Origin of the sequence: Pseudoduganella namucuonensis (assembly GCF_900116645.1) — a bacterium.
In the GTDB taxonomy this organism is placed as follows: Bacteria; Pseudomonadota; Gammaproteobacteria; order Burkholderiales; family Burkholderiaceae_D; genus Rugamonas; species Rugamonas namucuonensis.
Window position 1 is genome coordinate 170,658 of record NZ_FPBO01000010.1, and the last position, 22,330, is coordinate 192,987.

At 62.8% G+C, this 22,330-nt stretch carries 15 protein-coding genes, 2 tRNA genes and 1 pseudogene; 15 read left to right on the forward strand and 3 right to left on the reverse strand.

Annotated features, from left to right (window positions below; genetic code table 11):
- The first annotated feature begins 78 nt into the window (after positions 1-78).
- On the forward strand, positions 79-1,455 hold the full coding sequence (locus tag BM436_RS13295; protein ID WP_093556001.1) for an 8-oxoguanine deaminase: 1,377 nt from the start codon (positions 79-81) through the stop codon (positions 1,453-1,455).
- A gap of 87 nt (positions 1,456-1,542) precedes the next feature.
- Here BM436_RS13295 and BM436_RS13300 read toward each other — a convergent pair whose 3' ends face one another.
- Entirely contained in the window at positions 1,543-2,244 is a 702-nt protein-coding gene (locus tag BM436_RS13300; RefSeq protein WP_093556047.1) for a GntR family transcriptional regulator, read from the reverse strand.
- A gap of 141 nt (positions 2,245-2,385) precedes the next feature.
- Here BM436_RS13300 and BM436_RS13305 point away from each other — a divergent pair, with 141 nt between their 5' ends.
- Complete coding sequence (locus BM436_RS13305) at positions 2,386-3,201, forward strand: alpha/beta fold hydrolase (RefSeq protein ID WP_093556002.1); 816 nt, start codon at positions 2,386-2,388, stop codon at positions 3,199-3,201.
- A gap of 93 nt (positions 3,202-3,294) precedes the next feature.
- On the opposite strand, the gene BM436_RS13310 is transcribed toward BM436_RS13305, so the two are convergent.
- Entirely contained in the window at positions 3,295-3,633 is a 339-nt protein-coding gene (locus BM436_RS13310; RefSeq protein ID WP_177307166.1) for a DUF2917 domain-containing protein, read from the reverse strand.
- A gap of 178 nt (positions 3,634-3,811) precedes the next feature.
- Here BM436_RS13310 and BM436_RS13315 point away from each other — a divergent pair, with 178 nt between their 5' ends.
- From BM436_RS13315 to BM436_RS13345, 7 genes are all read left to right on the forward strand, one after another.
- Positions 3,812-5,260 carry an aminotransferase-like domain-containing protein gene (locus tag BM436_RS13315; RefSeq protein WP_229490228.1) on the forward strand — a complete coding sequence of 483 codons (1,449 nt, stop codon included), beginning with the start codon at positions 3,812-3,814 and terminating at the stop codon, positions 5,258-5,260.
- 140 nt (positions 5,261-5,400) lie between these two features.
- Positions 5,401-5,607: a hypothetical protein gene (locus BM436_RS13320; protein WP_093556048.1), complete on the forward strand. Its 207-nt coding sequence runs from the start codon at positions 5,401-5,403 to the stop codon at positions 5,605-5,607.
- 90 nt (positions 5,608-5,697) lie between these two features.
- Positions 5,698-6,987 (forward strand): serine--tRNA ligase, encoded by a 1,290-nt coding sequence (serS, locus tag BM436_RS13325; protein WP_093556005.1) that lies wholly within the window; start codon positions 5,698-5,700, stop codon positions 6,985-6,987.
- Positions 6,988-7,054: 67 nt separating this feature from the next.
- Positions 7,055-7,144 (forward strand) — tRNA-Ser (locus BM436_RS13330).
- A 30-nt stretch (positions 7,145-7,174) separates the two neighbouring features.
- Positions 7,175-7,264 (forward strand) — tRNA-Ser (locus BM436_RS13335).
- Positions 7,265-7,268: 4 nt separating this feature from the next.
- Positions 7,269-7,805: a helix-turn-helix domain-containing protein gene (locus tag BM436_RS13340; protein WP_229490230.1), complete on the forward strand. Its 537-nt coding sequence runs from the start codon at positions 7,269-7,271 to the stop codon at positions 7,803-7,805.
- 374 nt (positions 7,806-8,179) lie between these two features.
- Positions 8,180-9,379, forward strand: coding sequence for a XylR family transcriptional regulator (locus BM436_RS13345; protein WP_093556007.1), 1,200 nt, complete (start codon positions 8,180-8,182; stop codon positions 9,377-9,379).
- 129 nt (positions 9,380-9,508) lie between these two features.
- On the opposite strand, the pseudogene BM436_RS13350 reads toward BM436_RS13345, so the two are convergent.
- Positions 9,509-10,363: pseudogene (locus tag BM436_RS13350) on the reverse strand (XylR family transcriptional regulator); the annotation flags it as partial.
- Positions 10,364-10,872: 509 nt separating this feature from the next.
- On the opposite strand from BM436_RS13350, the gene BM436_RS13355 reads away from it, so the two are divergent.
- From BM436_RS13355 to BM436_RS13380, 6 genes are all read left to right on the forward strand, one after another.
- Positions 10,873-12,078 (forward strand): helix-turn-helix domain-containing protein, encoded by a 1,206-nt coding sequence (locus BM436_RS13355; RefSeq protein ID WP_093556009.1) that lies wholly within the window; start codon positions 10,873-10,875, stop codon positions 12,076-12,078.
- A 743-nt stretch (positions 12,079-12,821) separates the two neighbouring features.
- Positions 12,822-15,338: a cellulose binding domain-containing protein gene (locus BM436_RS13360; protein ID WP_093556010.1), complete on the forward strand. Its 2,517-nt coding sequence runs from the start codon at positions 12,822-12,824 to the stop codon at positions 15,336-15,338.
- Positions 15,339-15,365: 27 nt separating this feature from the next.
- The gene (locus BM436_RS13365; protein ID WP_093556011.1) at positions 15,366-15,959 is read left to right on the forward strand and encodes a PEP-CTERM sorting domain-containing protein; all 594 of its coding nucleotides are present in this window, start codon (positions 15,366-15,368) and stop codon (positions 15,957-15,959) included.
- A gap of 160 nt (positions 15,960-16,119) precedes the next feature.
- Entirely contained in the window at positions 16,120-17,319 is a 1,200-nt protein-coding gene (locus BM436_RS13370) for a XylR family transcriptional regulator (RefSeq protein ID WP_093556012.1), read from the forward strand.
- 460 nt (positions 17,320-17,779) lie between these two features.
- The gene (locus BM436_RS13375; protein WP_143133106.1) at positions 17,780-19,012 is read left to right on the forward strand and encodes a hypothetical protein; all 1,233 of its coding nucleotides are present in this window, start codon (positions 17,780-17,782) and stop codon (positions 19,010-19,012) included.
- A 79-nt stretch (positions 19,013-19,091) separates the two neighbouring features.
- Positions 19,092-22,283, forward strand: coding sequence for a TonB-dependent receptor (locus BM436_RS13380; protein ID WP_093556014.1), 3,192 nt, complete (start codon positions 19,092-19,094; stop codon positions 22,281-22,283).
- Positions 22,284-22,330: the final 47 nt, after the last annotated feature.

The following is a 22,330-nucleotide window of genomic DNA, read 5'->3' on the forward strand; positions in this document are numbered from 1 at the left end:
GCGCGGTTTTGACATTGTTTCCGCAGTGCGCGCGCATTGTTTCCGCAGTGTTTAATCATTCGATACTTAACACATAAAATGACTAAAACCCTCTTGATCAAAAACGCCCGCGTCGTGGTGACGATGGATGAGCAGCGCCGCGAAATCGACAACGGCGCCGTGTTCGTGCGCGGCAATGTCATCGAACAGGTCGGCCCCACGTCCGAGCTGCCGCAAGTGGCCGACGAGGTGATCGACGCCGCCGGCCAGGTCGTCATGCCGGGCCTGGTCAACACCCACCACCATATGTACCAGAGCCTGACGCGCGTGATCCCCGCCGCGCAGAACGGCGAGCTGTTCAACTGGCTGACCAATCTGTATCCGATCTGGGCCAACCTGAACAGCGAGATGGTGCGGGTCTCCACGCTGACGGCCATGTCGGAGCTGATCCTGTCCGGCTGCACCACCAGCAGCGACCACCTGTACATCTACCCCAACAATTGCCGCCTGGACGACAGCATCGAGGCTGCGCGGCAGATCGGCATGCGCTTCCACGCCGCGCGCGGCTCGATGAGCGTGGGGCAGTCCAAGGGCGGACTGCCGCCGGACCGCGTGGTGGAGGACGAGGGCGCCATCCTGAAGGACACCCAGCGCCTGATCGAGACCTACCACGACGCCGGCCGCCACGCCATGCAGCGCATCGTGGTGGCGCCGTGCTCGCCGTTCTCGGTGTCGCGCGACCTGATGAAGGAGTCGGCGGCCATGGCACGCAGCTTCGGCGTGTCGCTGCACACCCACCTGGCGGAGAACGCCAACGACATCGCCTACAGCCGCGAGAAGTTCAACATGACGCCGGCCGAGTACGCCGAGGATTGCGGCTGGGTGGGCCACGACGTGTGGCACGCGCACTGCGTGCAGCTGGACGACGACGGCGTCTACATGTTCGCCAAGACCGGCACCGGCATCGCCCACTGCCCGTGTTCCAACATGCGCCTGGCGTCCGGCATCGCGCCGATCCGCAAGATGATCGACGCCGGCGTGCCGGTGGGCCTGGGCGTGGACGGCTGCGCGTCGAACGACGCCGGCCACATGCTGGGCGAGGCGCGCCAGGCCATGCTGCTGCAGCGCGTGGGCTACGGCCCGGACGCGATGACGGCGCGCCAGGCGCTGGAGATCGCCACGCTGGGCGGCGCCAAGGTGCTCAACCGCGACGACATCGGCGCGCTGAAGCCGGGCATGGCGGCCGACATCGTGATGTTCAAGCTGGACCAGATCGGTTTCGCCGGCGCGCTGCACGACCCGGTCGCGGCGCTGGTGTTCTGCACGCCGTCGAATGTGTCGTACAGCATCATCAACGGCAAGGTGGTGGTGAAGGATGGCTTGCTGCGGACGGTCGATCTGCCGCTCGTGATCGAGCGCCACAACGCGCTGGCCAGCGAGCTGGCGCTGGCGACCGGCACCCGCAAGGCGGCTTGAAAACAACCCGGAAGCGAAGTTCCGGGGTCAGACCCAACGGGTCTGACCCCCGCATCCGCCGTTGGTTTGGGCGGCGTCCGCGGACGGCTACTTCAGCAGCGCCGACACCAGGTCCCGCTCCTGCGGCGCGCCATCGAAGCGCAGCGCGGCCTCCACGTGGGTCAGGTGCTCGAGCATCAGCTCGGCCGCCTTGTCGGCGTTGCCGGCGCGGGCCGCCTCAAGGAACTCGCTGTGCTCGTTGGACGAGCAGGCCGCGTCGCGGTCCGACTGGTACAGCATGGTGATCAGCGAGCTGCGCGCCACCAGTTCGTGCAGCATCTCGTGCAGCACCTGGTTGCCCACCACCTCCGCCAGCAGCACGTGGAAGTCGCCCAGCAGCTTGGAGCGCATCTTGTGGTCGCCCTCGAGCGACTGGCGCTCCATCCTCAAATGCTTCTCCAGCATCTTGTAATCGGCGGGCCTGGCCTTGGCGACGAACTCGCGCGCCAGCGCCGCCTCCAGGATGCGGCGCGCCGCGAAGATGTCGCGCGACTCCTTCTCGCTGGGCTGGCTGACAAAGGCGCCCTTGTCCGGCACCATCTGGATCAGCTTGTCCTTGGACAGGATCAGCAGCGCCGCGCGGATCTTGGTGCGGCTGACATTGTAGAGCCGCGACAAGGCCTCCTCGCGCAGCTTGGTGCCCGGAGGCAGCTTGCGCGCGGCGATGGCTTCCGCGATGTGGTCGGCAATCTCGTTCGAGCTTTCACCGGAGCTCTGCTTTTCTTCTAAGGCTGCGATGGGCGTTGGCATGGAAATCAAACAGTAATTGATCTGCAATCATACATGGGCGGGTCAATATTGGCTATCTCGCCAGGGGACTGTTCGGCTCGCAATGGACAGGGCGCGCGCCGTTCTGTACCATGCGTTGCGAAAAAGATATGAAAGGGAAAAATGGAACAGATCATCGACGTCGACGGCGTGGCCGTGCATATCGAGGGGCAGGGGGCGGAAACCATCGTCATGCTGCACGGCTGGCCCGACACCTTGCGGCTGTGGGACGGCCAGGTGCGCGCGCTGTCCGGGCAGTACCGCTGCGTGCGTTTCACCCTGCCCGGCTTCGACCTGGCCAAACCGCGCCGCCCGATGTCGCTGGACGACACGGTGGCGCTGATCGAGCGCGTGGTGCGCGCCGCCAGCCCGGACGGCTCGGTGATCCTGCTGCAGCACGACTGGGGCAGCGTGTTCGGCAACCAGTTCGCGCTCAAGCATCCGGAGCTGGTGTCGCGCATCGTCTCGGTGGACGTGGGCGACGCTTTATCGCCGGCCTTCGCCGAGCAGCTGGGCCTGGGCGCCAAGCTGATGACGGTGTACTACCAGGTGTGGCTGGCGCTGGCCTGGTGGATAGGAGGCTGGTTCGGCGACGGCATGTCGCGCATGATGGCCAAGGCGCTGAAGTGTCCGGTGGAGCCGCGCGCCATCGGCAGCCAGATGAACTACCCGTACTTCATCACCTGGTTCGGCGCATACGGCGGCTATCGCGGCGCCTCGCCGGACATGGCGTCGTGCCGCACGCTGTACATCTACGGCACGCGCAAGCCCTTCATGTTCCACACCAGGGCGTGGCTGGCGCGGCTGGAACAGGCGCCCGGCAGTAAAACCCTCGCCATGAAGACCGGCCACTGGCCGATGTGCCAGCTGCCGGCGGAGTTCAACGCGGCGGTGCTGGACTGGCTGGCCTCCGGCCGCGCCAGCTCGCTCGCCGCTTGACTTCGTAGGGCGGAGTAAGCGCATAGCGCGCAGTCCGCCATGAGCCGCCTGGGGCGCATGCAATGGCGGCATAGCGCTTTGCGCTACGCCGCCCTACGGGAAATCGCAGCGCGCGGCGGGCCGCAATCCCTGGCGCAAGCGCGTCATCGTCTCGCTCCAGCGCGCGCCGCCCTCGCGCAGCACGCGGTGCGCCCAGCTTTGGGCGATGGGCGCGGCCACCCTGACGCGGCTGCGGCCCAGCGCCTCGATCAGCGTCAAGCCGTCGTTCGGCACCATGAAGCGCTGGCCCGGGCGCAGGATGAAATCCGTGCGCTGGCCGTAGGCGGTGATCCACGTCGTCCCCGACACGGCCTCCACCACGCGTCCGCCCGCGTCCTCGAGACGCAGAGGCTGGTCGGTGCTCAGTTCATATTCGGCCGATGGCTGGTTCATGCTGTTCTCCTCTGATGGCATGGCTCCAGAGTACGCGGCGGGGGCCGGCCATAACAGATGCAACGGAAGACAATTGTGACGATGACAGTTGGTCCCGCGCTAAACTGTGCTGGTCGAAATATGCGGCCGCTGTACCTGTGCCGCGCGGTCCGGGCCGCGTCACAATGGAAGGATGTCCATGCAGATCAATTTGTACGAGCAACTGGCCAATGAGCTGGGCGGCCACATCGCCGAGCGCGTGTTCGCGCCCGGCGACCGTCTGCCGTCGATACGCCACCTGGCGCAGCAGAAGCGCCTGTCCATCAGCACCGTGCTGCAGGCGCTGCGGCTGATGGAGGACCGCGGCCTGATCGAGGCGCGCCCGCAGGCCGGCTACTACGTGCGCCACCGCGCCCGCATGCTGGCCGTGATGACGGACACCGAGCACTTGAAGGAGCCGGCCTTCGTCGGCATCAACAACCTGCTGATGCGCGTCCTGAAAGCCAACGAGACGCCCGGCGTCGTGCAGCTGGGCTCGGCCTGGCCGCCGGACGAACTGCTGCCCATCAAGCGCATCCAGAAGGGTGTGTCGGCCGTCGCGCGGCGCGACCCCGCGCTGCTGGGCAAGGTCAGCTGCTACGAGATCAACGAGCCGGCCTTCGTGCGGCAAGTGGTGCGGCGGGCGCTGGACTGGGGCAAGCTCGATCCGGCCGAGATCGTCAGCACCAGTTCCTGCACCGAGGCCATCAGTCTGTGCCTGCGCGCGGTGGCCAAGCCGGGCGACACCATCGCCATCGAATCGGCCACCTACTTCGTGCTGCTGCAACTGATCGAAAGCCTGGGCATGAAGGCGCTGGAGATCCCCACCCATCCGACGACCGGTCCGTCGATCGACGCGCTGGAGCTGGCCTTCAACGCCGGCCTGGTGCAAGCCTGCCTGTTCATCCCCAACGCCAACAACCCGCTGGGCTGCATCATGCCCGAGGAGAACAAGAAGCGGCTGGCCGCGCTGCTGTCGCACCACGGCATCCCGCTGATCGAGGACGACGTCTACGGCGACCTGTGCTTCACGCACGAGCGGCCCTGGCCCGTGAAGGCCTACGACACCACCGGCCACGTGCTGCTGTGTTCCTCGTTCTCCAAGGCCGTCAGTCCCGCCTCGCGCGTGGGCTACGTGGTGGCGGGGCGCTGGGCGCAGGAGGTGGCGCTGCTCAAGATGGTGTCGAGCGGATCCACCAGCACCTTCTTCCAGGCCGTGCTGGCCGACTTCCTCACCGGCAGCAGCTACGAGATCCAGGTGCGCAAGATGCGGCGCGCGCTGGCGCAGCGCATCGCCCGCATGTCCGACGCGGTGGCCGCCAGCTTCCCGCACGAGTGCTCGATCTCCGAGCCGCAGGGCGGCTTCGTGCTGTGGGTGCAGATGCCGCCGCAGGTGGACGCGCTGGCCCTGCACGGCCGCGCGGTGGGGCAGGGCGTCGCCTTCATGCCCGGCCAGCTGTTCTCCGCCTCCGGCAAATACGGCAACTACCTGCGCCTGAACTGCGGCAACGCCTGGAGCCCCGAGGTGGAAGGCGCGGTCGCCCGTCTGGGCGCCCTGGTGCGCAGCGAAGCCGATTCCCCCAGTTCGCTCCCCCGACCCGTTTTTTGACGTTTCATCCCGCGTTTTCGGCGCTTCATCGCAAGCAGGTGGAGAGGCATACGGCCTTTAGGTACAGTACAACCATACCAGGCGGCTTAGTGAAACAGGCCTGGCACCACACCTCAACCCGTAGCCACATGGAGCACATCATGAACGCCCTCAAAAACATGGAAATCATCTTCGTCGCCGCCGCCGCCCTGGGCGCCGTCACCAGCTTCGCCACCGCCAGCGAACCCGTCATCGCGATGCCGGCCGCCGCCTTCGTCGAAACGGCCGCCGTGGCCGACGCCAAGATGCCGGTCGTGGTCGTCGCCGCCAAGCGCCTCACCGCCGCCGAGAAAGCCGCCCTGATCTAAAGGGGCGGTTTTTCACCGCAGGGTGTAAAACTCGATCGAAGTGGGCTCGTCTTGGTACAATTGCTGCTTTCCGACCTCGCGGCAACTCCCATGATAGACATCCAACTTCTCCGTAAAGATATCGACACCGTCGCGGCCCGCCTGGCGACGCGCAAGTTCCAGCTGGACGTAGCGGCATTCAATGCCCTCGAAGGGGAACGCAAGGCGATACAGACACGCACCGAAGAGCTGCAAGGCAAGCGCAACACGCTGTCCAAGCAGATCGGCATGCTCAAGGCCAAAGGGGAAGACGCCAGCGCCGTGATGGCCGAGGCGGCCAGCCTGCCCGACGAGCTGCGCAACAACGAACAGGCGCTCGCCGTCGTGCAATCGAGGCTGAGCGAATTCCTGCAAGCGGTACCCAACCTGCCGCACGAATCGGTCCCCGTGGGCACGGACGAAACCGGCAACGTCGAAGTGCGCAAGGTCGGCGCGCCGCGCGCCTTCGACTTCGAAGTGAAAGACCACGTCGACGTCGGCGCCCCGCTGGGCCTGGACTTCGACACCGCCACCAAGCTGACCGGCTCGCGCTTCTCCGTCATGAAAGGCGGCATCGCCCGCCTGCACCGCGCGCTCGCGCAGTTCATGCTCAACACGCACACCGGCGAGCACGGCTACACCGAATGCTACACGCCCTACATGGTCAACGCCGACTCCCTGCGCGGCACCGGCCAGCTGCCCAAGTTCGAAGCGGACCTGTTCTCGGTGAAGAAGGGCGGCGTGGAAGGCGAGGGCGAGACCTTCTATCTGATCCCGACCTCCGAGGTCTCGCTGACCAACATCGTGCGCGACGAGATCGTGCCGGTTGAAACGCTGCCGCTGAAGATGACGGCGCACACCCCGTGCTTCCGTTCCGAGGCCGGCAGCTACGGCCGCGACACGCGCGGCATGATCCGCCAGCACCAGTTCGACAAGGTCGAGCTGGTGCAAGTGGTGCATCCCGACACCTCGTACGCCGTGCTGGAGGAGATGGTCGGCCACGCCGAGAAGATCCTGCGGGTGCTGGGTTTGCCATACCGCGTCATGTCCCTGTGCACGGGCGACATGGGCTTCGGCGCCAGCAAGACCTACGACCTCGAAGTGTGGTTGCCCGCGCAGAACACCTACCGCGAGATCTCGTCGCTGTCCAACTGCGAAGCCTTCCAATCGCGCCGCATGCAAGCGCGATTCCGCAACGCCCAAGGCAAGCCCGAGCTGCTGCACACCCTGAACGGTTCCGGCCTGGCGGTGGGGCGCACCTTGGTCGCGGTGCTGGAGAACTACCAGCAAGCGGACGGCTCGGTGGAGATCCCCGAAGTGCTGCGACCCTACATGGGCGGGCTGACCGAATTGAAGGGATAAAATAGTCCTTCCATTTCCGAAAAGGCCTGCTATAATCTTGCCTTCTCGCAGCAGCCGGTGGGAAAACGGAGAGGTGGCAGAGTGGTCGAATGTACTTGACTCGAAATCAAGCGATGGGGCGACCCATCCGTGGGTTCGAATCCCACCCTCTCCGCCACAAACGCTGCTGAAAGAAAAAGTACCACCAGGAGAGGTGGCAGAGTGGTCGAATGTACTTGACTCGAAATCAAGCGATGGGGCGACCCATCCGTGGGTTCGAATCCCACCCTCTCCGCCAGAAAATGCAGAAAAGCTCCCCTCGGGGAGCTTTTTTCATTTTTGGACGGAGAGGGTGCGCCAAGGCGGCCGGTGTCGAAAGGCTGGGCGTACCGCGCAATGTCGGTGCTGCCCCCGTGTCATTGCCGGGCACCAGCGCCATAACAATGTCCCGTCTTTCGGACGTTATCTCGACCAATTACACGGATGCCGACCTGGACTTGCCGGGCATTGTGGCCCCGACCGGCACAAATCGCAACAAGGTCAACGAGGTGCTGAAAACAGAGCTCGGCATGACGTTCGCCACCTACCTGAATAAATTGCGGCTGACCGAAGCGGCCCGCTTGCTGGCCGAGAAAAACGGCGCCGCCGTGGCGGAAATCGCCTACTCCGTCGGTTATGCCAACGTGCCTTACTTTAATAAGTTGTTCAAGGAAGAATACGGCTGCACGCCGAAAGCATTCCGCTCGCTCTCCGCCCGGCCGCAACAGCCCGCCTCGACTTCCTCCCCTAACGTAAGACCTCCCTCCGAAGACCTCCCCGCCGTCGGTTTCCCGGCCTAGTCGCCGGCCGACGCGCCGCACCGCCGCTTCTGTCACTTTTGGTAGAAATAATTGCAATTTCTAGGGTTTTATATCGATTGAAAGAAGTTGTTTCATGGCGGATAGCGTTGCGCTGGCCGCGCCGCTATACTCGGCTTGTTGGGCGGCTTCCGCAGCCGATCCTCCAGTCCGCCGCGCGAGTCCCTGCTCGCGCAGCCTGGCGCCGCCAAGTGCGACGCGCCGCTTGGATTGGGGCAGGGCCGGTTGCCTGCAAACGGAATGTTCTTATTATAAAAATACGGGATGGAGAGACGATCATGCCCTTCAGTTTTTTGTATGCGCGGCTGCGCTTGTTATCATTTTTTCCAGAAATGCTTTGAAAGCATTCAAGTCAAATGAGAACGACGAAAGTAAACCGGATTGCGCTGCTATTCAACGCCAACAAGATATTCGATCACGATGTCATTGGCGGCATTGCCGATTACCTGGGAAGTACCCGCGCAGCCTGGGATTTATTCCTGGAGGAGGATTTCCGATTGCGCCTGCCAGGCATCGAACACTGGCAGGGCGACGGGATTATCGCCAATTTTGACGATCCGGCGGTGGCAGCGGCGTTGTCGCGCTGTCGCGTACCGGTGGTGGCGGTCGGCGGTTCCTATGCCGACCGGGAAAATTACCCGGCCGGGGTGCCCTACGTCGCGACCGACAATTTCAAGCTGATTGAACTGGCACGCCAGCACCTGATCGACGTCGGCCTGCAGCGTTTCGCCATGTTCAGCGTTCCCGCTTCCGAGGAAAACCGCTGGGCGCAGGAGCGCGAAAATGCCTTCCGCAGCCTGATGCTGGGTGACCAGCTGGAGCCGGAGATCTTCCGCGGCTGCGAAACCAGCGCCCATTCGTGGGACGCGGCGGTCCAGGTCCAGATCGACTGGTTGCGCAACTTGCCCAAACCGGTCGGCATCGTTGCCGTGACGGATGCACGCGCGCGCCAGTTATTGCAAGCCTGTATGCTCGCCGGCTTCGAAGTGCCGGAACAGGTCGCGATCATCGGCATCGACAACGACCCGCTGGTGCGCACGCTTACGCGCATCCCGCTTAGTTCCGTGATCCAGGGCGCGCAGGAGATGGGACGCGCGGCCGCCCATCTGCTCGAGCGGATGCTGCATGGGGTGCGCCTGCCGGACACGCAGATCGTGGTGCCGCCGGCCGGCATCAACGTGCTCGCGTCCAGCCAATACCAGGTGATCAAACATCCGGACGTGATGCGGGCGCGCCACTTCATCCGCCAGTATGCCAGCCAGGGCATCAAGACCGTCCAGGTGGCCGAGCATGTCGGGGTGTCGCGCTCTTCGCTCGAAGCCTACTTCCGCCAGGAGCTGGGATGCACCGTGCACGACGTGATCCTGGACTTCAAGCTCAATGCGGCCAAGGCCGCCCTGGAAAGCGATGATCGCAGCATCGAGGATGTGGCGCTGGACAGCGGCTTTACGTCCACCCAGTACATGCATGTGGTGTTCAGGCGCGAACTTGGCTGCACGCCGCGCGCCTACCGCGATCGCGTGCTCAGCGAGCGCAGGCAGATGGCCAGTGTGTAGCCAGCCAGCTTCTGCCTGGCCGGCGCGAAACCATCCCGGACGATGATGACTAATCCCTTTCCCGCCGCCACGCCAGCGTCGGATGAATACCGTTCATTTACAAGCGCCAGGCCTTCCGTTTTTGTCAAGCGCCTGATGCTGGCTCGATGCCAGCACATTGATGCCGGCCGGCGGCACCACGACGCGGATGCCGGCCAGGTTCGCACCGAGCAGCATCCGGTTCAGCATATGGGCGGCAGTGCGCCCCATCTTCTGGGCGCCATGGATCACCGAACTGAGCGGTATGGGCGCCAGCGCACGCACCAGCGGATCGTCGTCGATGCCGATGATCGCCACCTGCTCCGGCACTGCGATGCCGGCGGATCTACAGGTCTGCAACAATTGGCGCGCATGCGCATCCGTGACGGCGATGATGCCGACCGGTTTGGGCAAGCTCTGCAGCCAGACGATCTGCCGCTGGACCGCCTCGTCCCACGAATGTTCCATGGCGCTGCAGCCATGGAAGATCCCGGCCGCCAACCGGTCGCCCTGTATCAGGCTGAGGAAGGCGTTTTCGCGCTCCTGCGCCCAGCGGTTTTTCTCGGTGGCGGGAACGCTGAACATGGCGAAACGCTGCAGGCCGACATCGATCAGATGCTGGCGTGCCAGTTCGATCAGCTTGACATTGTCGGTCGCCACGTAGGACACCCCGGCCGGGTAATTGGCCGGGTCGGCGTAGGAACCGCCAACCGCCACCACCGGTACACGACAGCGCGACAACGCCGCAGCCACGGCCGGATCGTCAAAATTGGCGATAATGCCGTCGCCCTGCCAGTGCTCGATGCCGGACAGGCGCAGGCGGAAGTCCTCTTCAACAAACGGCGCCCAGCCTGCGCCCATACTGCCGAAATAGGCCGCGATTCCCGCCATGATGTCGCGGTTGAATGCCGTGTTCGCGTCGAACAGCAGGGCAATGCGGCGTGCTTTTGTCATTGTCATTGTCATCTCGCCAGGGTGCTGTCACGCTCAACAGCGGAACTGCCCCCTATTGCGCGTCTGCGGCAGGGGGGGCAGTCGCGGTGCTCCACGTTTGAAGCATAGGCTGTCCATCATGGGCAACGATATCGCCAGCAAGCGAACTTCTTGCAAAACCGCAGAAATTGCAAGCAATGTTGGCCAGGGTGAAAAGGAGGGGATGGCGGGCGTGCCCCGGCGCCTGGCGTGAGCGCGTCGATGGCAGGGGTTCAGCCGCGGTGTGCAGGCTGGGTGGTGAAGACGAGCCGGATCGGGCTGCGTGGTTGGACCATTTTCGCCTCCCATGACAACGGAAAGTTTTAGTTTAGGCAATAACTCACGCAAGAATAGACTTTTATGACACAGGCAGACTAGCACTCTGTCGGATTAGCTTGGTCCGTTGCAAAAATGCCTGGGACCGTCCATATGTCGCCTGTTATGATGCCAGGAGCGTAGCCGTCAAAAAGTGCGGCGCCGAGACAGCTCAATACCCTATCTATATGCAAGAGTTCTACAAAAAGGCGCTGCTGGCGCTGATTTTCCTGCTCGTCGTGGACGCGCTGCTGGCGGTTTTTTTTGTTTATCGGGCCTTTCCGACACGGACGTTGCCGCCGGCGCGTAAAGATGGCTCCGGCTGGCATTACGGAGCGTATACCAATGTGGTCATTGGCGGCGTGCCGTCAGCGCGCTTGCACGACACGTCGGGTGACCGGCTGCGCTTCGACTTCAAGCTGAAGGACGTGGTCGCGTATCCTATTGCCGCCGGCGACCTGAAACTCCATGACGGCAAAGGACGGTTTCTCCAAGAGGATTGGTCGAGGGTCCGTACCATTTCCTTCGTTGTCAAATGTTCACTGGCCACTGCCTTGTCGTTCGAGGTGTCCACCTTCGATGGGAAATTCTCCGAGCCAGGAAAGTTCGAGACTTACGTTCCACCTAGAACGTATTTTTCGTGCAATGAACAGGGCATGCCGGTGACGCTCGACCTGTCCCGGCTGCTTATTCCCGAATGGTGGTATGCATCGATGAGGCAGGACTTGGGGCGCCAGGTTGTTAAACTGGACAGGGTCGGGAAAATCATGTTTGGCACCACAGCTGTTACTCCACGAAATGTCGATGCGTATGTTGAAATCAGTGAACTGACTTTGCATGGCCGCGATGACCGCTATTTGGCCGCGCTGGCGATCATTATCCTGGGTGGCTGGGTTGCATTTGGTGTTTGGTTTTTTCTGTCCCATTCCCGCGCGCTATTGGCCAGCGTGGATTCAAAAGTGAAAATAAATTTGCCGTTGGTGGCCTATCGCCAGTTAACCCTGGAACCATACAAGGACAAGGAGAAGGCGGCGGTCTTGCGGTATATCGCCAACTCTTATACCGATCCGAAACTGGACTTGGAAACCGTGGTGGAAGGGACCGGCGCGAACCGCTATAAAATCAATGAAGTGCTGAAATCCGAACTCGGCATGACATTTACCAGTTACCTGAATAAACTGCGGCTGTCTGAAGCATCCAGGCTGCTGACTGAAAAAAGCAGCGCCGCCGTGTCGGAAATCGCGTATTTGGTTGGCTACGCGAATGTTCCTTATTTTAATAAGCTGTTCAAGGAAGAATTTGGCTGCACGCCGAAGTCATTCCGGATGCTTGCCGCCCAGCAGGGGCGGCAGGAGCAGCCCGCCGACCGCGCGCCGTCGGAACCACTCGCCTGAACCGCCTCAATCCAAGCACTCGCCTGAACCGGCTCATCCCAAGCACTCGGTCTGAGCCGACTCGTTTCAACCACGCAGCCTGATCCTGCTCGTCCTCGCCACTCAGCCTGAACACCCCGGCTGAACCGTTGCCATCGCGCGCTCGCGCCAGGCGCAGGGGCGCGCCGCCATCTCCCTCCTTTGCCAATGCCCATTTCTCGGGCCGCTCCACGACTGCTCCACGACTGCTCCACGATTGGACCGTGGCATGGAAGCCATGTCTTCCGGTCCGCAGGCCCGACCTTCCGCTGGCTGCCACGGCGGATTTTCTCTGTGGCTGACTTTACTTGCAATTTCTGCGGTTTGGAAGAAATTCGATGCTTGGCGATAACGTTGACCATGATGGACGGCCTATGCTTCAGACGTGGGCCAGGTTCCGCTACCGCAGCCGGCCGCAGACGCAACATAAGGGGGCAGCTCCGCTGTTGGGAGTGTGCTGCCTTCATGCGGCCGGCGCGGACCGTTTTTTTGCCGGAAATCTCAACACGCCTCTCATTGAGAAGTTTATCGGGTGATTGGGTATTGGAACCGATTTGTGCGCTGGTGTTCGCAGGATGTTTGAAGGCGCCTGCGGTCCACTCAGTTCAGTTGTCGGGTTAATGAGTGTTCCTCATCTATCAAGAACTTCATCGATGAAGTCGATTTTAGACTTGTGCGCCGCCGATGGTAGCAGATTGCAAGTAATTTAAAACAAGGGGACGGTAATGCAATTAAAGAAAATGGTGGCCTGCTTGACCACGGGCTTGCTGGTGTCGTTTGGCGCCACAGCTGAGAATTATCGCTGGGACACCGTCGCGATGGGCGCCGGCGGCTACGTCTCGGGCATTATCACCAGCAAGACCGAGCGCGGCGTGGTATTCGCGCGCACCGACGTCGGCGGCGCTTACCGCTGGGATAGTCGTGACGAACGCTGGATCCCGCTGATGGACTGGCTCGGTGAAAGCTCCACCGGCCTGATGGGCGTGGAATCGCTGGCCCTCGATCCGAGAAACTCGGCCAACGTCTACATGCTGGCCGGTACCGAATACTTCAACAACGGCAAGACCGCCATCCTGCGCTCGACCGACTACGGCAAGAATTTCGACGTGATCGACGTGAGCGCCCAGTTCAAGGCGCACGGCAACGGCATGGGCCGCGGGAATGGCGAAAAGCTGCAGGTCGATCCAGGTTCGAGCAATGTGCTGTTCGTAGGAACCCGCCACAACGGCCTGTTCAAGAGCGTCGATTCGGGCAGCACCTGGAGCCGTGTCAATAGCCTGAATGTCAACGAGACGCCCAACGGTAACGGCATCAGCTTCGTGCTGCTCGATCCGACCAGCGTCACCCAGGGCACGGCCAAGCGCATCTTTGTCGGCGTGTCGCGCTACGGCTCGGTGGGACCGAGCCTGTATATGAGCAAGGACGGCGGCGTCACCTTCGCACCGGTCGCGGGCGCACCCGCCAACCTGATGCCGCAGCGCGCGGCCCTCACGTCCAAGGGCCGTCTGTATCTGACGTATGCCAACGGCGCCGGACCGCACCCGCAGTCCGAAAGCGAGCCGATGAACGTCGGCCAGATCTGGGAGTACAACACCATTGGCGGCGCCTGGACCAATGTCACGCCGGCCAACCGGCCTCACGCCTACGGCGGCATCAGCGTCGACCCGGCCAATCCCAAACACCTGGTGGCGTCGTCCTCCAACACCTACTGGACCCAGCGGATACTGCCAAGCGGGATCATGTACGGCGAGCGCTTCTACACGTCGCAAGATGCCGGCCGCACCTGGACCGACTTGGTGGAGCGCGGCGGCACCAACCTGACAATCGACCCGAACGGCGCCGAATGGGTCCAGGGCACGGCGATCAACTGGGCCGGCTCGATCGAGTTCGACCCCTTCGATACCAAGACCGTGTGGATGGGATGGGGCGGCGGCGTGTTCAAGACGAGCGACATCGACGCGACCAGGACCACCTGGAAGTTAGAGCCGCGCGGGATGGAAGAGGTCGCCGTGTTTGTCGCCGAACCCCTGCAGAACGGCGCGCTGGTGTCGGTCATCGGCGACGGCGACGGCTTCATCAACGCGGTGCCGGACCAGTACGGCGTGCTACACCAGCCGAGGATGGGCACCACGACCGGCCTGGCGATTGCCCCGCAGGCCGAGCATGTGATGGCGCGGGTGGGCGATGCCATCTACACCTCGACCAATACGGGGACAAGCTGGACGAAGGCGTCGAGCATGAATGGTTCGAAAGGCAATCTGGCGCTGTCGGCCGACGGTTTCGCGCTGCTGCACAGCCCGGCTAATTCGACCACCTCCTACCGCTCGACCGACTTCGGCACCAGCTGGACGCCCGTGACCGGCCTGGCCGTGAAGAATGCGCGTCCGCTGGCCGACCCGGTCAACCCGAACAAGTTCTACGCCTACGACCCGGACACCGGCAAACTGATGCTGAGCACCGACGGCGGCGTCTCGTTCAGTCTCAAGGCCCAGCTCGCCGGCGGCGGCTCGACCCTCCTGCGCGCCAACCCGGGCGTCGAGGGCGATCTGTGGGTGTGTATGGGCTCGAACGGCCTGAGCCATTCGACCGATTCGGGCGCGACCTTCACCCGTGTGGCAAGCATCGCTTCCTGCGCGGGCGTGGGCCTGGGCAAGGCAGCGCCGGATGCCACCTATCCGACCCTGTACATGTACGGCGCGGTGGGCGCCACGCGCGGCCTGATGCGCTCGACCGACAAGGGCGCGAGCTGGGTCCGCGTCAACGACGATGCCCACCAATATGGCTCGTCGGGCGCCTGGGTGACGGGCGACATGACCACCTACGGCCGGGTCTACATGGACACCAACGGCCGCGGCGCCGCCTACGGCCAGATCGACCCGGCCGGTGACGTGCAGGTGGTCCCGCAAGTGTATGTACCACCGCCCAAGCCCGCCGAATGCAAGTACGTCGTGACCGGCCAGTGGTGGGGCGGCGGTTTTGCCGTAGTGAGCATCACCAACACGAGCGCGTCCACCATCAACGGCTGGACGGTGAAATGGACCTACGCCGACAACACCAAGGTGGGAGACACGGTCTACAACGGGTTCGTGACCGGCCCAGCGCCGAACTACACGGGGACCGACGGCGGCGGCTGGAACCGTAACATCGGTCCGGGGCAAACCGCGTCGTTCGGCTTTGGCTTCAGCCAGGGAACGCAAAATCCATTGCCGGCACCGGCCGTCACCGGCGACATCTGCAAATAAGCCCCATCGAGACCACAAGGAATTACCATGAAAAAAGCTTTATATGCATTGATCGCCGGCGCCACCCTGGTGCTGGCAGGCGCCGCCCATGCCGGCGTCGTCAATTTCGATAACGTTGCCACCGGCGGCGACTTCACCAGCCTGAACGACATCAGCCCGCACTCCGGGCTGAACTGGAGCGCCGACTGGTACGCCGGCGACAACAGCATCGGCGGCTACGGTAACGCGGCCCACTCCGGCACGAACTACGCCGTCAACGGCTTCGGTTCCGACGCCGCCAGCGTCAGCAGCGCCACCGGCTTCAATTTCGCCGGCGCCTGGTTCGCCGCCCCGGTGGGCGTGGCCGACAAGGCCAGCTGGATCAACATCAGCGCCTACGATGCCGCCAACCAGCTCATCGGCAGCACCGGCAACGTCGCCATCGGCGCCAGCCACCTGTGGGTGGGCGCGGCCTTCGGCAACGTGTCGTTCCTGACCATCACGCGCGACAGCGGCTGGTATGTGATGGACGACTTCACCACCACCGCCGCCGCCACCACGGTGCCCGAACCCGGCACCCAGCTGACGCTGGGGATCGGCCTGCTGGCGCTGGTGGTGGCGCGGCGCAGGTCTGCGCGCTGAAGATTGCGTCAATCCTGGCCTTCACACAGTTTTGCTCTCCTTCACTGCGTGCTCGCGCAGTGATTTCACGGGGCAGCTTTGGCTGCCTCTTTTTTGGGGGCGCCCGGCATGGGTGCACTCGAGCGGGTCTTTTCGGAAATGTTTTTAGCGTACAAGTAAAATGAAGACGACGAAAGTACACCGGATCGCACTGTTATTCAACGCGAACAAGATATTCGATCACGAAGTCATTGCCGGCATTGCCGCGTATTTTGGAAGTACGCGCACGGCCTGGGATATCTTCGTGGAAGAAGATTTCCGATTGCGCCTGCCCGGCATCGAGCACTGGCAGGGCGACGCCATTATCGCCAATTTTGACGATCCGTCCGTGGCGGCGGCGTTGTCGCGCTGTCGTGTACCGGTGGTGGCGGTTGGCGGTTCCTATGCCGACCCGGCCAATTACCCGGCCGGGGTGCCCTACGTGGCGACCGACAATTTCAAGCTGATCGAACTGGCGCGCCAGCATCTGATCGATGTCGGGCTGCAGCGTCTCGCCATGTTCAGCGTTCCCGCCACCGAGGAAAACCGCTGGGCGCGGGAGCGCGAAAACGCCTTCCGCAACCTGACGCGGGGCGACCAGCTGGAACCGGAGATCTTCCGCGGCTGCGAAACCAGCGTCCATTCGTGGGACGAGGCGGTCCAGGGGCAGGTCGACTGGTTGCGCAGCTTGCCCAAACCGGTCGGCATCATCGCCGTCTCGGACGCGCGCGCACGCCAGCTATTGCAGGCCTGCATCGTCGCCGGCATCGAAGTGCCGGAACAGGTGGCGATCATCGGCATCGACAACGACCCGCTGGTGCGCAGGCTCACCCGCATACCGCTCAGCTCTGTGATCCAGGGCGCGCAGGAGATGGGGCGCGCGGCAGCCCATCTGATCGAGAAGATGTTGCACGGAGTGCGCCTGCCGAACACGCGGATCGTGGTGCCGCCGGCCGGCATCAACGTGTTCGCGTCCAGCCAGTACCAGCTGGTCAAGCATCCGAACGTGATGCGGGCGCGCCACTTCATCCGCCAGTATGCCTGCCAGGGCATCAAGACCGAACAGGTGGCCCAACACGTGGGCGTGTCGCGCTCTTCGCTCGATGCCGACTTTCGCCAGGAGCTGGGATGCAGCGTGCGCGACGTGATCCTGAGCTTCAAGCTCAATGCCGCCAAGGCCGCCCTGGAGAGCGGCGATTGCAGCATCGCGGACGTGGCGCTGGGCAGCGGGCTGACGTCCATCCAGCACATGCATCGGGTGTTCAAGCGCGAACTTGGCTGCACGCCGCGCGCCTACCGCGACCGCGTGCTCAGCGAGCGTGGACAGATGTCGCCAGCTTAGAAAATGTAGACACGAACGCGATGCGAGCCGGTTCTCGGTACAGCGCCATCGAAGCAGCTGATTGACCGGTATCGATAATAAAAGCAGGGAGACAAGACGTGCACCTCGAGCTCATTGAATGCGGCGGCAAGCTGCCCGCAGACCTTTCCATCTTCCGCCTTGCGCACAGCCAGGCCAAGCCGGCCGGATCCGGCCCGAGCGACGCGCGCCGGCACGCGCTGCCTTCCCGCGCAGCACGCGTGTTCCCCCTATTGGCGCGCTGCTTGTCGTGCGTTTTTGAAAACGTTTTCATGATGATAGCGAGGCGACGCCAGTCCATACATCCTTGACCAGGAACCATCGTCCATGCCGCGAACGCGAAGCGGGGCAGGGACCCATCTTTCCTTGTCATCGGCGCAGCCGGTGTCGAGCAATTTCAGCAAACGCAATAGAAAGGAACATTCCAATGAGGAGACATACCATGAGATTCCAGCACACGGCCATCGGCCTTGCCTGCGCCACGCTGCTTGCCGCCTGCGGGGGCGGTGGCAGCCAAGGCGATAGCGCCGGGTTGGCGCAGTCGATTTCCTTCCCATTCCCGGGCGGCCCTACCGTGGCGGTTCCGCCTGCCGTCACGAGCATCACGCTGAAAGCGACGGCCAGTTCCGGCCTCCCCGTGACGTACGTGACGAACACGCCGGACGTGTGCAGCGTCAGCGACGCCACCGTATCGCTGTTGAAGGCGGGCGAGTGCTCGGTGAACGCCAACCAGGCCGGCGGCGATGGCTTTGCCCCGGCCACGACGCGCCAGCTGTTCGTCGTTCCCAAGGGTTTTCAGACGATTACGGGCTTCCTCAACCCGGGGGCGCAGGCCATAGGGGCCTCGGTGACGGTGGCGGCAACTTCCAGCGTCGGTGCTCCCATCACCTTTAGCACCAGCACGCCCACAGTGTGCTCGGTTACCGGCACCACGGTGAAAACGCTGGCCGATGGGTTGTGCCTGGTCACCGCCACCCAGCCCGGCACAGATTACATAACGCCAGTTTCGGTGACCAAGACCATTGTGGTCGGCACCGCGCAAGGGCCTGCGGTCTCGTTCACAGCCGGCTACAAGCCAAACGATATCGGGCGTACCGCGGAAAATGGCAAGATCGATTGGTACGCCTCTGATACCAACAAGACCACCGTGGCCACCGACGGCAGCACCCGCACGTTCACCATGGATAAGACGTCGGCCACTGCTGGTTTCGGCGGCTACTTCGGTATCAGGATGATGGCGCCCACCCTGGAAAGTCTCCTCACGACCGGCGACACCACTGGCGGTGTGCGGATCGATTCCCAGAAGGCGATCAAGTTCGGCCTCCGGTTTAACCAGGAAATGATCGACGCCCAAAAGACCCGGATTCGCGTCTGGCTGTACCTCGGTCACTTCAACCGCAAGAACGGTGGCGCTTGCAACGTGACTCTGGAAAAGTTTATCACGCCAGTGTTGACGACGCCGATGACGGGTGTGCAGGAGCAGAGCATCGATCTGAAGACCTTCACCTTTGCGGAAAGTTGCGGGCTCACCAACCTCGACGCCTGGAATGAGCTGCAGAACTACCCGATCTCCAAGCTCGAGATCAACGTGCCTGATATCAACAATCAGAAGCCAAACGCGGGCACCACCGTCTACAGCACCAGCATGACGACGGGGAAAATCTACTTCCAGTGATGGCGCACGATGTTTCAGTCCCACCGCCGGGTGCGGTGAGCAGCCCAAGTACAACTAGATATTCAATAGGACAGAGATAATGAAGAAAATCGGTACAATGAACGAGCCCAAACCCCTCAGGCTGACCGCGCTGGCGTTCGCGGCGGCACAGGTCGCGGCGCTTTATAGCGGCGCCGCGCAGGCGCAAACGGCGCCAGCGGCGCCGGTTTCCAAGGACAAGGAGGCCACCACCGTGGTCGTCACCGGCCAGCGCGCGGCGATGCAATCGGCCACCGAGCTTAAGCAAAATGCAGAGGAAGTCCTCGACGGCGTCGTCGCCGAAGAGGCCGGCAAGCTGCCCGACAAGTCGATCACCGAGGTGCTGCAGCGCGTCGTCGGCGTGACCATGGACCGCAACAAAAATCGCGACACCCCGGAGATCTTCTCGGTCGAGGGTTCCGGCATTTCGGTGCGCGGCCTGACCTGGGGGTCGTCGACCTTGAATGGCCGCGAATCGTTCTCGGCCGGCAAGGCGGGACGCGAATTGAGCTGGGGTGACGTGCCGCCCGAACTGATGGCTGCGGTGGTCGTGCACAAAAACCCGCCGGCCGAGCTGGTCGAAGGCGGCGTCAGCGGCCAGGTCAACCTGCGCACCGCGCTGCCGTTCGACTACAAGGGCGATAAATTCTCGGCCTCGGCCAGCGTGAACCACAACGCGCTTGGCAGCCGGACCTCGCCCGCACTCTCGGGCCTGGTGTCGAAACGCTGGGAAAACAGCTTCGGCCAATGGGGCGGCCTGCTCAGTTTGTCGGGCAATGTGAGCAATACCCGCAACGACACGATCCAGGTCGACGCCTACTTTCCGCGCACCGACCTTGTCCCGGGACAGACCGTGTGGGTACCCAAATCGGGATCGTGGCGCACCAACACCAGCGAGAACAAGCGGTCCGGCATCTATGGCGCGCTGCAGTGGAAGAAGGCGAACCTGGAGTCGGCGCTCACCTATTTCCAATCGCGCTACGCGGAAAACGCTGTAGAGAGCGCACTGTACACAGGTCTCGGAGTTCCCGACATCTACCTGACCACGGTGAGCGACGCGGTGTACGACAGCCGGGGCGTATTGCAGAAGGGCAGGTACACCTATCCCCTCGGCGGCCAGGGCTCGAACCAGTTCGCGGCGGGGGGGCTGTTCTTCAATTCCAATCAAGCCTATTCCGAAAGGCAGACGCAAACCGGCGAGCTCGCCTGGAATGCCAAGTGGAAGATCGACGAGCGCTGGTCGGTCCAGAACGACCTGCAATGGGTCCATGCAACGGGCAAGAGTTTTAATAACGGCATCAACATGGGCACCTTCGTGCCGAGCATGAATATCGACCTGACCCGCAATCCCGGGGAGATCACCTTCGACGACGCGGCGAAGAAACACCTGGCCGAGCCGGGGAATTACTTCGTTCCCAGCATCGCGACATACAAGAACAAGGGCAAAGGCGACCTGTATGCATGGAAGACCGATGTGCGCTTCAAGTTTGACCATGATGTGCTGCGTGACCTGCGTTTCGGCGTGCGCCTGACCAAGCGCGATGCCAACTACACCAAGGCGACCGGCAACGAATGGTACCCTATCGACGAGTCGTGGGCGGTCCGGCCGACGGGCATTGCGGGCCAATTGCCCAATTTCAACGTAGATCAGGGCTGGCAAGGGCGCGCCAACTACGGCTACCTGAGCGATCCAAAGTACGCGGCCCTGATGCCGGTGGAACTCGCCAATTACGACAACTTCTTCAATGGCAAAGTCCCGGTGCCGGGCACCCTGGTGAAGCCGTCCATGGACGCGGTCAAGAACTACCCGGCCACTTACCAGAATCTGCTGGCGATAAAGAAGTATGTATGCCAGGACAACAACACCTGGCGGCAAAGGAACGACGACTGCTCGAAGCAGGGCGCCGACTGGGTGGCGTTCTCCTACGACGGCAACCCGAAAAACACCGTGCTGCAGTCTGAAAAGACCCAGGCGGCCTACCTGATGACGCGCTTCGGGTTCGACGATCTGCGCTTCCCGATCGAGGGTAGCGTCGGCGTGCGCGTGGTGCACACCGACACGACCGCCCACGGTTACACGGTGTTCAAGACGACCTACAACACCGACACGCCGGCGTCCACGCCGCGGTTCGGAAACATCGACCAGAAAATCGATTCCGGACACCGCTATCTCGATGTGCTGCCGAGTCTTAACCTGAAGATGGAATTGACCCCCAAGTTGCAAGCGCGCTTCGCGTTCGCCAAGTCGATGTATCGGCCGAAATTTGGCGACCTGGCCGAGTACGTTGAGTTGAGGCAAGAACTCAACCAGGCTACCGGCGAAATGACCTACCGGGGCTCGAACTATGGCAACGTCCAGCTGAAGCCGACCAGGGCCCACAGCTTTGACGCGACGCTCGAGTGGTATCCGGGCCACGGCTCGTCGCTGACGAGCGCCTTTTTCTACAAGGATGTGCGCGACATTATCTTGAAATCGGCCTATACCGGCGAGTACAACAGCCTGGCCGGCAACCCGCAAACTTTCTTGATCACCGCGCCGGAAAATGCAGCGGACGGTAAGGTGGCCGGGCTGGAACTTGCTGGCCAGACCTACTTCAACAACGTGCCAGGGTTGGAGGGCAAGCTGCCGGAGTGGGCCAAGGGCTTCGGCGTCTCGGCGAACTACACCTACATCGATAGCAAGCAGAAGCTGCACAAGCCGTTCCAACTGAAGTACTGCCCGGCCAAGGGCGCGTTCAACAACGCTTCCCTGAGCCTGTTCGGCTGCGACACCAACGGACTGCCGTTCACCGACATGCCTTTGCAGTATTTGTCGAAGAACGCCTTTAACGCGATGTTCCTGTATGACAAGGGGCCGCTGTCGATGCGTCTGGCCTACAGCTGGCGCAGTCGTTTCCTGCAGGGCGTGTCGGTCAATGGCACGAATGGCGATGACGGCGCCACCAGCGCCGATCCGACCCGGATCCTGACCAGCAACGGTAAAGACCAGATCAACGGCAAAGTTTACCCTGCAGGCACGAAGGTCGCTCCGATCGACGTCTCGTATGCCTTGCCGACCTGGCAGGAATCGGACGGACAGCTGGACTTCGGGGTCGACTACCGGTTCACTCCGAGGCTGCAGGCCAGCTTCTCGGCCAGCAACCTCACGGATCGCGTCATTAGGCAGACCCAGCAGCAGCATATCGGTAACATGATCCGTGCCTACTTCGAGCCTGGCCGCGCCTATCGCCTGTCGTTGCGCTACTCGTACTAAGGGGTACGGGTAGCAAGGGCAGCGGCGGTCCCGCTTGCGGGGCCGCC

Coding starts and splice junctions, on each gene's coding strand:
- BM436_RS13295 (WP_093556001.1), top strand. CDS start 79: ATGACTAAAACCCTCTTGATCAAAAACGCCCGCGTCGTGGTGACGATG.
- BM436_RS13300 (WP_093556047.1), bottom strand. CDS start 2,244: ATGCCAACGCCCATCGCAGCCTTAGAAGAAAAGCAGAGCTCCGGTGAA.
- BM436_RS13305 (WP_093556002.1), top strand. CDS start 2,386: ATGGAACAGATCATCGACGTCGACGGCGTGGCCGTGCATATCGAGGGG.
- BM436_RS13310 (WP_177307166.1), bottom strand. CDS start 3,633: ATGAACCAGCCATCGGCCGAATATGAACTGAGCACCGACCAGCCTCTG.
- BM436_RS13315 (WP_229490228.1), top strand. CDS start 3,812: ATGCAGATCAATTTGTACGAGCAACTGGCCAATGAGCTGGGCGGCCAC.
- BM436_RS13320 (WP_093556048.1), top strand. CDS start 5,401: ATGAACGCCCTCAAAAACATGGAAATCATCTTCGTCGCCGCCGCCGCC.
- serS (WP_093556005.1), top strand. CDS start 5,698: ATGATAGACATCCAACTTCTCCGTAAAGATATCGACACCGTCGCGGCC.
- BM436_RS13340 (WP_229490230.1), top strand. CDS start 7,269: ATGCAGAAAAGCTCCCCTCGGGGAGCTTTTTTCATTTTTGGACGGAGA.
- BM436_RS13345 (WP_093556007.1), top strand. CDS start 8,180: ATGAGAACGACGAAAGTAAACCGGATTGCGCTGCTATTCAACGCCAAC.
- BM436_RS13355 (WP_093556009.1), top strand. CDS start 10,873: ATGCAAGAGTTCTACAAAAAGGCGCTGCTGGCGCTGATTTTCCTGCTC.
- BM436_RS13360 (WP_093556010.1), top strand. CDS start 12,822: ATGCAATTAAAGAAAATGGTGGCCTGCTTGACCACGGGCTTGCTGGTG.
- BM436_RS13365 (WP_093556011.1), top strand. CDS start 15,366: ATGAAAAAAGCTTTATATGCATTGATCGCCGGCGCCACCCTGGTGCTG.
- BM436_RS13370 (WP_093556012.1), top strand. CDS start 16,120: ATGAAGACGACGAAAGTACACCGGATCGCACTGTTATTCAACGCGAAC.
- BM436_RS13375 (WP_143133106.1), top strand. CDS start 17,780: ATGAGATTCCAGCACACGGCCATCGGCCTTGCCTGCGCCACGCTGCTT.
- BM436_RS13380 (WP_093556014.1), top strand. CDS start 19,092: ATGAAGAAAATCGGTACAATGAACGAGCCCAAACCCCTCAGGCTGACC.